Origin of the sequence: Micromonospora sp. HK10 (assembly GCF_000982955.1) — a bacterium.
Lineage (GTDB): Bacteria > Actinomycetota > Actinomycetes > Mycobacteriales > Micromonosporaceae > Micromonospora.
This window is the reverse complement of sequence record NZ_KQ058902.1, coordinates 72,628-83,386: the sequence shown is the minus strand read 5'-3', so window position 1 is coordinate 83,386 and position 10,759 is coordinate 72,628. Positions and strand designations below refer to the sequence as shown.

At 73.0% G+C, this 10,759-nt stretch carries 9 protein-coding genes; all 9 read left to right on the top strand.

All coding sequences use genetic code 11. The annotated features are described in order from the left end of the window. Positions 1 to 486: 486 nt before the first annotated feature. The 9 genes from ppdK (at position 487) to LQ51_RS30885 (ending at position 10,755) form a co-directional block, all read left to right on the top strand. Positions 487 to 3,195 (top strand): pyruvate, phosphate dikinase, encoded by a 2,709-nt coding sequence (gene ppdK, locus LQ51_RS30925; protein WP_046571854.1) that lies wholly within the window; start codon positions 487 to 489, stop codon positions 3,193 to 3,195. Positions 3,196 to 3,329: 134 nt separating this feature from the next. After that, the gene (locus LQ51_RS30920; protein WP_046571852.1) at positions 3,330 to 3,683 is read left to right on the top strand and encodes a VOC family protein; all 354 of its coding nucleotides are present in this window, start codon (positions 3,330 to 3,332) and stop codon (positions 3,681 to 3,683) included. Between the two features lie 98 nt (positions 3,684 to 3,781). Further along, on the top strand, positions 3,782 to 5,008 hold the full coding sequence (locus LQ51_RS30915) for a deoxyguanosinetriphosphate triphosphohydrolase (protein WP_046571851.1): 1,227 nt from the start codon (positions 3,782 to 3,784) through the stop codon (positions 5,006 to 5,008). 101 nt (positions 5,009 to 5,109) lie between these two features. Beyond that, positions 5,110 to 5,946 carry a siderophore-interacting protein gene (locus LQ51_RS30910; RefSeq protein ID WP_046571850.1) on the top strand — a complete coding sequence of 279 codons (837 nt, stop codon included), beginning with the start codon at positions 5,110 to 5,112 and terminating at the stop codon, positions 5,944 to 5,946. A gap of 94 nt (positions 5,947 to 6,040) precedes the next feature. Then, on the top strand, positions 6,041 to 7,015 hold the full coding sequence (locus tag LQ51_RS30905; RefSeq protein ID WP_046571848.1) for an ABC transporter ATP-binding protein: 975 nt from the start codon (positions 6,041 to 6,043) through the stop codon (positions 7,013 to 7,015). After that, positions 7,012 to 7,863, top strand: a complete 852-nt coding sequence (locus LQ51_RS30900; RefSeq protein WP_046571847.1) for an ABC transporter permease — start codon at positions 7,012 to 7,014, stop codon at positions 7,861 to 7,863. Before LQ51_RS30905 ends, LQ51_RS30900 begins: the two co-directional genes overlap by 4 nt. Before the next feature lie 9 nt (positions 7,864 to 7,872). Then, entirely contained in the window at positions 7,873 to 8,124 is a 252-nt protein-coding gene (locus LQ51_RS30895; protein WP_046571888.1) for a helix-turn-helix transcriptional regulator, read from the top strand. 199 nt (positions 8,125 to 8,323) lie between these two features. Then, a complete protein-coding gene (dnaG, locus tag LQ51_RS30890; RefSeq protein WP_046571846.1) occupies positions 8,324 to 10,219 on the top strand; it encodes a DNA primase in 1,896 nt (631 codons plus the stop codon). Beyond that, positions 10,219 to 10,755 carry a hypothetical protein gene (locus tag LQ51_RS30885; RefSeq protein WP_046571845.1) on the top strand — a complete coding sequence of 179 codons (537 nt, stop codon included), beginning with the start codon at positions 10,219 to 10,221 and terminating at the stop codon, positions 10,753 to 10,755. The genes dnaG and LQ51_RS30885 overlap by 1 nt, the downstream gene beginning before the upstream one ends. The last annotated feature ends 4 nt before the right edge of the window (positions 10,756 to 10,759 follow it).

Below are 10,759 nucleotides of genomic sequence, written 5' to 3'. Positions count from 1 at the left end.
GCGGGCGGCGGTGCGGGCCAGCTCGCCGGCGCTGGGCTGCCGGCCGGGGAGCCGGTCGAGCGGCTCGGGACCGCCGCCGACGGGGGCGGCGGCGAGCGGCTCGGGACCACCGCCGACGGGGGCGGCGGGGAGCGGCTCGGGACCGCTCCCGGTGGGGGCGGTGGGGGTGGTCGGCACGGCGACGGCTCCCGGGTGTATTTGCGCGGGATATGGCAATGGTCAGGTTCAGCAGAACCAGTGCCGTCAAGAGTACGAGGGGATCCGGAATTGCGTAATCGTGCGCGTGGAAGCGTTCCCAAAAACCGGTACGGACGCGGATAGTCGTGATGCTTGTGCCGATTGTCACCGAACGGTCCCAGGCCCCTCGAACTTCGCTTAGCCTTCGCCCACCGACCGCTGACCACGCCGGGATTACCGGTGCTTGGTCTCGGGGTATGTCCGAACTGAACCTTCGTTAAGTGTCAATGGCGCGCGTGGGAGGCTCTGGTGGCAGCGCAGGGAACGGTCGAGCACAAGTACGTCTACGACTTCGCCGAGGGCAACAAGGATCTCAAGGACCTGCTCGGCGGCAAGGGAGCCAACCTGGCCGAGATGACCAATCTCGGCCTGCCGGTGCCGCCCGGCTTCACGATCACCACCGAGGCCTGCAAGGCGTACCTGACCACCGGTCGCGAGCCGGACGGGCTGGCCGGGCAGATCGAGGCGCACCTGGAGTCGCTGGAGCGGGAGATGGGCCGCAAGCTCGGCGACCCGGACGATCCGCTGCTGGTCTCCGTCCGCTCCGGGGCCAAGTTCTCCATGCCCGGCATGATGGAAACCGTCCTCAACGTCGGCCTCAACGACCGCAGCGTGGTCGGCCTGAGCGCGCGGGCCGGCGGGAACGACAGGTTCGCCTGGGACTCCTACCGGCGCCTGATCCAGATGTTCGGCAAGACCGTCTGCGAGGTTCCGGGCGAGGAGTTCGAGCACGCCCTCGACGAGGCCAAACGCGCCAAGGGTACGCAGAACGACCTGGACCTGGACGCCGGCGACCTGCGCGCGTTGGTCGACGCGTACAAGAAGATCTTCGCCAAGCACACCGGCCGGGAGTTTCCGCAGGAGCCACGCGAGCAGCTCGACCTGGCCATCCGCGCGGTCTTCGAGTCGTGGAACGCCGAGCGCGCGGTGGTCTACCGCCGGCAGGAGCGCATCCCGGCCGACCTGGGCACCGCGGTCAACGTGGTGGCCATGGTCTTCGGCAACCTCGGCGCGGACTCCGGCACCGGGGTGGCGTTCACCCGCGACCCGGGCAGCGGCGCGCAGGGCATCTACGGCGACTACCTGGCCAACGCGCAGGGCGAGGACGTGGTCGCCGGCATCCGCAACACCGTGCCGTTGCAGGAGCTGGAACGGATCGACAAGAAGTCCTACGACGAGCTGCTCAGCTACATGGCCCGGCTGGAGGAGCACTACAAGGATCTCTGCGACATCGAGTTCACCATCGAGCGCGGCAAGCTCTGGATGCTCCAGACCCGGGTCGGCAAGCGCACCGCGGCCGCCGCGTTCGTCATCGCCGGGCAGCTCGTCGACGAGGGCCTGATCGACCTGGACGAGGCGCTGCACCGGGTCAACGGCGCTCAGCTCGCCCAGCTGATGTTCCCGCGCTTCCAGCTCGACCACGAGTTCCAGCCGGTGGCCAAGGGCATCGGCGCCTCGCCCGGCGCCGCCTCCGGCAAGGTGGTCTTCACCTCGGCCCGGGCCGTCGAGCTGGCCGCGCAGGGCGAGCCGGTGATCCTGGTCCGCCGGGAGACCAACCCGGACGACCTCAACGGCATGATCGCCGCGAAGGGCATCCTCACCTCGCGGGGCGGCAAGACCAGCCACGCCGCCGTGGTGGCCCGCGGCATGGGCAAGACCTGCGTCTCCGGCGCGGACGAGATCGACGTGAACGTGCCGGCGAAGCGGTTCACGGTCGCCGGGCAGACCGTCAACGAGGGCGACATCGTCTCGATCGACGGCACCACCGGAAAGGTCTACCTCGGCGAGGTGCCGGTCATGCCGTCGGAGGTCGTGCAGTACTTCGAGGGCAGCCTCGACCCCGAGCACGTCGACAACGCGCTCGTCCGGTCCGTACACCGGATCATGACCCACGCCGACGCCACGCGGCGGCTGGCGGTCCGGACGAACGCCGACACCGGCGAGGACGCGGCGCGGGCGCGGCGGTTCGGGGCCGAGGGCATCGGCCTGTGCCGCACCGAGCACATGTTCCTCGGTGACCGCCGGGAGCTGGTCGAGCGGCTGATCCTGGCCTCGACCGACCGGGAACGGGAGGACGCGCTGGCCGCGCTGCTGCCGTTGCAGCGGGCCGACTTCATCGAGATCTTCCGCGCGATGGACGGCCTGCCGGTCACCGTGCGGCTGATCGATCCGCCGCTGCACGAGTTCCTGCCCCCGCTGGAGCAGCTCGCGGTCAACGTGGCGGTCGCCCAGGAACGCGGCGAGGACGTGGCCAAGGAGGAGGCGCTGCTCGCCGCCGTGCGCCGGATGCACGAGGAGAACCCGATGCTGGGCCTGCGCGGCGTCCGGCTCGGCCTGGTCATCCCGGGCCTGTTCGCCATGCAGGTGCGGGCGATCGCCGAGGCCGCCGTGACGGTCGTCCGGGACGGCGGTACGGCCTGCCCGGAGATCATGGTGCCGCTGGTGGGCGCGGTCCAGGAGCTGGAGACGGTACGCGCCGAGGCCGAGAAGATCATCGCTGAGGTGGTCGGGGACAGCGGCGTCGAGGTGCTGATCGGCACTATGATCGAGGTGCCCCGGGCGGCGCTCACCGCCGGCCAGATCGCCGAGGCGGCGCAGTTCTTCTCCTTCGGCACCAACGACCTCACCCAGATGGGTTGGGGCTTCTCCCGCGACGACGTCGAGGGCGCCTTCTTCTGGCGCTACCTGGAGCTGGGCATCTTCGGCATCTCGCCGTTCGAGTCGATCGACACCGAGGGCGTCGGTCGGCTGGTCCGGATCGCCGCGGAGGAGGGCCGGGCAGCCCGACCGGGGCTGAAGCTCGGGGTCTGCGGCGAGCACGGCGGCGACCCCGACTCGGTGCACTTCTTCCACTCCGTCGGGCTCGACTACGTCTCCTGCTCACCGTTCCGGGTGCCGGTCGCCCGGCTGGAGGCCGGTCGCGCGGCGATCACCACCACCGGTTCCGACTCCCGCTGATCCGCCCGCGTACGGGGCCGCCGGCGACCCGCCGGCGGCCCCGCGTCGCGTCCACCGGCTTGCTGGGCGCGCCATTCCGGGCCGCCCGGCGTAACCTGAGCTACCGCGCACGTGCCGATCAGGAAGGTGGCCGCATGAGCAGCGTCTGGGAGAACCTGACGGTCGACGCCCAGGATCCGTCCCGGCTCGCCCACTGGTGGGCCGAGGCGCTCGGCTACCAGGTGATCAGCGACAAGCCGGACGAGGTGGAGATCCGCCGCACCCCCGATTCGCTGCCCGGCATCGTCTTCGTCCCGGTCGCCCAGCCCAAGGAGGGCAAGAACCGGCTGCACATCGATCTGCGCCCGGCCGACCAGGAGGCCGAGGTGGAGCGGCTGGTCGACATGGGCGCCCGGCACGTCGACATCGGCCAGGGCAGTGTCGGGTGGACGGTGCTGGCCGACCCCGAGGGCAACGAGTTCTGCGTCTTGCGTGAGCGCGAGGAGTGAGCCGGTTCTGCGAGCCCCGCAGTCGCGAACAGCGTCTGGCCCGGTGAGCGCGAGGAGTGAGCCGGTTCTGCCGGCCGGTCGGCGGCGGGGGATGACGGTTGGGCGCTGACGACGCCGCGCGCCTGGTCGTCGAGGCGCCCAAGGACACCGGGTACGGGCGGTCCCCGTACGAGCGGGACCGGGCCCGGGTGCTGCATTCGGCGGCGTTCCGGCGGCTCGCCGCGAAGACCCAGGTGCACACCGCCGGCACCGACGACTTCCTGCGTACCCGGCTGACCCACTCCCTCGAGGTGGCGCAGATCGCCCGCGAGATGGGCGCCCGGCTGGGTTGCGACCCGGACGTGGTGGACACCGCCGGCCTGGCGCACGACCTCGGGCACCCGCCGTTCGGGCACAACGGCGAGGACGCGCTGGACGAGCTCGCCGCCCGCTGCGGCGGCTTCGAGGGCAACGCGCAGACGCTGCGGGTGCTGACCCGGCTGGAGGCCAAGGTGCTCGGCCCGGACGGTCGCTCCGCCGGGCTGAACCTGACCCGGGCCTCGCTCGACGCGGTCGGCAAATATCCCTGGCAGCGCCGTCCCGGCCGGCGCAAGTTCGGGGTGTACGCCGACGACGGTCCGGTCTTCGAGTGGCTGCGCGCCGGCGCCCCGCCCGGTGACCGGCGGTGCCTCGAGGCGCAGGTGATGGACTGGGCCGACGACGTGGCGTACTCGGTGCACGACGTCGAGGACGGCATCCACGGCGGGTACGTCAGCCTGCGCCCGCTGCTGGCCGACGCCGACGAGCGGCGCGCGCTCTGCGCCGACGTGGCGGCCGCGTACTCCGGGGAGGCCCCGGAGGACCTCGGTGAGGTGCTCGACGAGCTGCTCGCCGACCCGGCCCTCGCCCCGCTCGCCGCGTACGACGGCAGCCACCGGGCCCTGGCCGCGCTGAAGAACACCACCAGCGTGCTCACCGGCCGGTTCGTGTCGAGCGTGGTGGCCGCCACGCAGGAGCGCCACGGCACCGGCCCGCACCGCCGGTACGCCGCCGACCTGGTGGTGCCGCGCCGGACCCGGGCGCGCTGCGCGCTGCTCAAGGGCATCGCGTTGCGCTACGTGATGCGCCGTCCCGGCTCCGGTCCCTGGTACGCCCGGCAGCGGGAGATCCTCGCCGAGCTGGTCGCCGTGCTGCTCGACCGGGCCCCGGACGCGCTCGACCCGGTCTTCGCCCCGCTGTGGCGGGAGGCACCCGACGACGCGGCGCGGCAGCGGGTGGTGATCGACCAGGTGGCCTCGCTCACCGACCCGGCCGCCGTGGCCTGGCACGACCGCCTGGTCCGCTGATCGGCGTCGGGTCGGCGGTTGACGGCCGGCGGTCGGGGGAGCGGCGGTCGGGGGACCGGCGGGCTGGGGGACCGGCGCGAACTTAGGTTAGCCTAAGACGCATGACTGAGCGCCCCAAGAAGGTCACCGCCGCCACGGTCGTCCGGACCGAGCGGCCCACCCCGCACCTGATCCGGCTCGTGCTGGGCGGGGCGGAGCTGACCGGCCTGCCGGTGGGCGCCTACACCGACCACTACCTGAAGTTCGTCTTCCCGCCGGCCGGGGTGAGCTACCCGCACCCCACCGACCTGGCCGCCATCAAGCGGGAGTTCCCGGCTGAGCAGTGGCCGCGGCTGCGGGCGTACACGGTGCGTGCCTGGGACGCGGCTGCGGGCGAGCTGACCGTGGACGTGGTGTACCACGGCGACGAAGGGCTGGCCGGCCCGTGGGCGGCCGGGCTGCGCCCCGGCGACCGGGTGCTCTTCACCGGGCCCGGCGGGGCGTACGCCCCCGACCCGGCGGCCGACTGGCACCTGCTGGCCGGCGACGAGAGCGCGCTACCGGCGATCGCCGCGGCCCTGGAGCGGCTACCCACCGGCGCCCCGGCCAAGGTGTTCGTCGAGGTCGACGGGCCGGCCGACGAGCTGCCGCTGGCCAGCGCGGGCGCGGTCGAGCTGCGCTGGCTGCACCGGGCCGGCCACCCGGTCGGCCAGGCGTTGGTGGCGGCGGTCCGGGCGCTGGACTTCCCGCCCGGCGCGGTGCACGCGTTCGTGCACGGCGAGGCGAGCGTCGTCAAGGAGCTGCGCCGGCTGCTGCGGATCGAGCGCGGCGTGCCCCGCGAGGCGCTCTCCATCTCCGGTTACTGGCGCCGCGGCATGGACGACGAGGGCTGGCGCTCCACCAAGCGCGACTGGAACGCCCAGGTCGAGGCCGAGGAGTCCGACGCCCTGGTCGCCTGACCACCCGCTCGTCCCCGCCGTTCGTTCCCGCCCCGCGCGTCACGCCGCGGCCACGGCCCCCAAGGGATGTAGTAGAGGTGCTACATTTTGCGGTATGACTGCGGTCGAACTGGCGGGCGTCGCCGAGACCCCGCACCCACCCGGCAAGGACCTCGTCCTCGACGTCCGGGACCTACGGATGCGCTACGGCAGCACGGATGTGCTGCACGGTGTCGACTTCACCGCCCGGCGCGGCGAGGTGCTCGCCCTGCTCGGGCCCAACGGGGCCGGCAAGACCACCACGATCGAGATCCTGGAGGGCTTCCGGATGCGCTCCGCCGGGGAGGTCAGCGTCCTCGGCGTCGACCCCGGCCGGGGCGACGAGCGGTGGCGCGCCCGGCTCGGCGTGGTGCTCCAGTCGTGGCGCGACCACGGCAAGTGGAAGGTCCGCGACCTGCTGGACCACCTCGGCATCTTCTACCGGGCCTACGCCACCGAGCGGATCCCGCGCCCCTGGCCGGTCGACGAGCTGCTGGACGCGGTGGGGCTCACCCCGCACGCCGACAAGCGGGTGCACCAGCTCTCCGGCGGCCAGCGCCGACGGCTCGACGTGGCCGTCGGCATCGTGGGCCGCCCCGAGCTGCTCTTCCTGGACGAGCCGACGGTCGGCTTCGACCCGGCCGCCCGGCGGGAGTTCCACGAGCTGGTGCACCGCCTCGCCGACCTGGACGAGACCACCATCCTGCTCACCACGCACGACCTGGACGAGGCGGAGAAGCTGGCCGACCGGATCCTCATCCTGGCCGGCGGCCGGATCATCGCCGACGGCTCGCCGGACGAGCTGGCCCGCCGGGTCGCCGGGGACGCCGAGATCCGCTGGACCCGGGGCGGGGAGCGGTTCGTGCACGCCACCGCCGACGCCACCGGCTTCGTCCGCGAGCTGCTGACCCAGCACGGCGACGAGGTGCAGGAGCTGGAGGTACGCCGGGCCAGCCTGGAGGACGCGTACATGGCGCTGGTCTACGAGCAGGAGTCCGGGGCGCGGGCCGGTGCGGCCGCCCGGGTCTGGCAGCAGGGGAGCGAGGCATGAACCCGACCACCGCGGCCGTCCGGGCCGGACTGCGACGCGGCCTGATCGAGCTGCGTAACACCTTCACCAACGGCCAGGACCTGTGGAACTACTTCTTCCCCACGGTGGTGCTGCTGGTCACCATGTTCTTCATGCGCGGGTCCACGGTGCCCGGCACCACCTTCTCCCTCGGCGCCCGTACGCTGCCCAGCGCCCTCGGCATGGGGCTGGCCTTCGGCGGCATGCTGATGCTCGCCTCGCAGCTCGTCGTGGAGCGGGAGGACGGCACGCTGCTGCGGGTCAAGGCCACCCCGAACGGCATGCTCGGCTACCTGATCGGCAAGATCGTCCTGCTCTCCACGGTGGCGATGCTGAGCATGCTCCTCCAGCTCCTGCCGGCGATCTTCTTCCTGGACGGGCTGGAGCTGGCCCGCCCCGGCGCCTGGCTCGGCCTGCTCGCGGTGGCGCTGCTCGGCCTGGTCGCCACCCTGCCCATCGGCGCGGTCATCGGCTCCCTGATTGAGAACCCGCGCAACCTCGGGCTGGTCATGCTGCCGACGATGGGGCTCATCGCGCTCTCCGGCATCTTCTACCCGATCAACGGCTACCCCGGCTGGTTGCAGGCGATCGCCCAGGTCTTCCCGATCTACTGGCTCGGGTTGGGCATGCGCTCGGCCCTGCTCCCGGACGACCTGGCCGCGGTCGAGCTCGGCGGCTCGTGGCGGCACCTGGAAACGGTCGGGGTGCTGGGCGCCTGGGCGGTGCTCGGGCTCGTCCTCGCCCCGGTCGTGCTGCGCCGGATGGCCCGCCGGGAGTCCGGTTCCCGGATGGCCGCCCGGCGGGAACGGGCCATCCAGCGGGTCGGGTGAGTGGCGTCGATGAGTGAGACCGTGCACAACCGGATCGCGGTGCTGCGCGCCGAGCGGGGCATCTCGCGCCGGCAGCTCGCCGACGCGCTGGGCGTGCACTACCAGACGGTCGGCTACCTGGAGCGCGGCGAGTTCCGGCCCAGCCTGCACCTGGCGCTGCGGATCGCCGGGTACTTCGAGGTGCCGGTCGAGGTGGTCTTCTCCATCGAGCCGTTCCCCCGGATCGGGACGGGAGCGGGCCGCGCCGACCGGGCGTCGTGACCGTCGAACGCGAGGCGGCATGTCGGGGCCTCCGCCGCCGGGGAGGGCCCGACATGCCGCGGTCGGGTGCCGCAGGCCGGGGCTCCCGCCTGCCCTCCGGGCCGGCGAGCACTGCCCTGGCTCGACCCTGAGCAGCCCGGGGCGGGCTCCGCCACACGGCCGTGCCCCCGCCGCCGGATCGTCGGTCCGGCAGGGCAGGATGTACGCCGAGGAGGTGGCGGAGATGGCGGGGCGGATCCGGGACGAGGACATCGCGCTGGTCCGCGAGCGCAGCTCCATCGCCGACGTGATCTCCGAGGTGGTCACCCTCAAGTCGGCCGGCGGCGGCAACCTCAAGGGGCTGTGCCCGTTCCACGACGAGAAGAGCCCCTCCTTCAACGTCTCGCCCGCCCGTAACGTCTGGTACTGCTTCGGCTGCGGGGCCGGCGGGGACGCGATCAAGTTCCTGATGGACGCCGAGCACCTGAGCTTCGTCGAGTCCGTCGAGCGGCTCGCCGCCCGGGCCGGCCTCCAACTGCAATACGTCGAGGACGACCGGTCGGCCGCCCGCCCCCGGCCGCAGCAGGGGCAGCGGCAGCGGCTGGTGGCCGCGCACGCCGCCGCGGTCGAGTTCTACCGCGCCCAGCTCGGCACCGCCGGCGCCCGGCCGGCCCGGGAGTTCCTCGCCCAGCGGGGCTTCGACCGGGCCGCCGCCGAGCGCTACGGCTGCGGGTTCGCCCCCGACGCCTGGGACCTGCTCACCAAGCACCTGCGCCAGCAGGGCTTCAGCCACGACGAGTTGGTCACCGCCGGGCTGTCCCGGCCGTCCCGCTCGGGCACCCTGATCGACCGGTTCCGCCGCCGGCTGCTCTGGCCGATCCGGGACCTCACCGGCGACGTGATCGGCTTCGGCGCCCGCAAGCTCTTCGCCGACGACGACGGCCCGAAATACCTGAACACCCCCGAGACGCCGATCTACAAGAAGTCCCACGTCCTCTACGGCATCGACCTGGCCAAGCGGGAGATCGCCAAGCAGGGCAAGGTGGTCGTGGTCGAGGGTTACACCGACGTGATGGCCTGCCACCTGGCCGGCGTGAGCACCGCCGTGGCCACCTGCGGCACCGCGTTCGGCACCGACCACATCGGGGTGCTGCGCCGGCTGCTGATGGACACCGACGCGGTGGCCGGCGAGATCATCTTCACCTTCGACGGGGACGCCGCCGGGCAGAAGGCGGCGCTGCGTGCCTTCGAGGACGACCAGCGCTTCGTCGGGCGTACCTTCATCGCGGTCAGTCCGGACAGCATGGATCCGTGTGAGCTGCGCCTGGCCAAGGGCGACCTGGCGGTCCGGGACCTGGTCGCGCGCCGCGAGCCGCTGGTCGACTTCGCGCTGCGCCACGTGATCAACCGGTACGACCTGGACACGGTCGACGGCCGGGTGGAGGCGATGCGCCGGGCCGCCCCCCTGGTCGCGAAGATCAAGGACCGGGAGAAGCGCCCCGAGTACGTCCGCAAGCTCGCCGGTGACCTCGGCATGGAGATCGAGCCGGTGCAGCGGGCCGTGCTGGCCGCCGGATCCGGCCAGCCGGCCGGGGCCGGCGGGTCCGCTCCGGCCCGCCCCGGCCCGGCCGTCCCCAGCGTGGACAGCCCACAGTCGATGGTGGAGCGGGAGGCGTTGAAGCTCGCCCTCCAGGAGCCGGTGCTGGCCGGCCCGATGTTCGACGCGGTCGAGGCCCGCGAATACCGGCACCCGGTGCACCAGGTGGTCCGGGCGGCCATCGCGGCGGCCGGCGGGGCGGCGACCGCCGCGGCCGGCGCGGTCTGGATCGAGCAGGTCCGGGACGCCTGCGCCGACCTGGCCGCGCAGGCCCTCGTCGGCGAGTTGGCCGTCGAGCCGCTGCGCATCGACGGCGAACCCGACCCCCGGTACGTCTCGATCACGATGGCCCGGCTCCAGTGGGGCTCGGTCACCGGCCGGATCAAGGACCTCAAGTCGAAGATCCAGCGGATCAACCCGGTGAGCAACAAGGACGAGTACTTCGCGCTCTTCGGGGAACTGCTCTCGCTGGAGCAGCACGCGCGGGCCCTGCGCGAGCAGGCCGCCGGAGGGCTGTGATGGGACTGTTCAACCGCAAGCCGAAGCTTCCGCCCGCCGACCGGCCGCCGCTGGCCGCCGAGGAGCGCGTGCTCGCCTGGGCCGGGGTCGGCAACGGCGAGGGCGACGGCGTGGTGGTGGCCAGCAACCTCGGGCTCTGGCTGCCCGGCCGGGGGCACCGGCTCGGCTGGCACGACGTGCTCAAGGCAGTCTGGTCCGGCCGGGAACTGACCGTCACCCCCGCCGAGCGGGTCGCCGAGCGGGACGGCTACCTCGTGGTGGCCGACGGCCCCGCCGAGACGTACCTGCTGCTCGACCCGGGCGAGCTGCCGCATCAGGTACGCGCCCGGGTGACCCGCTCGGTGGCGTACACGGCGCATCAGCCGGTGCCCGGCGGGGCGGCCCGCATCGCGGCCCGGCGGGTCCCCGGCGTCGACGGGCTGACCTGGACGGTCCGCTACGACCCGGGCACGCCGGTCGACGACGAGGCGGTGACCGCCGAGACCGACCACCTGGTCGGCGCGGCCCGGGCCGCCACCACCCCCGCCGACGTCTGACGGC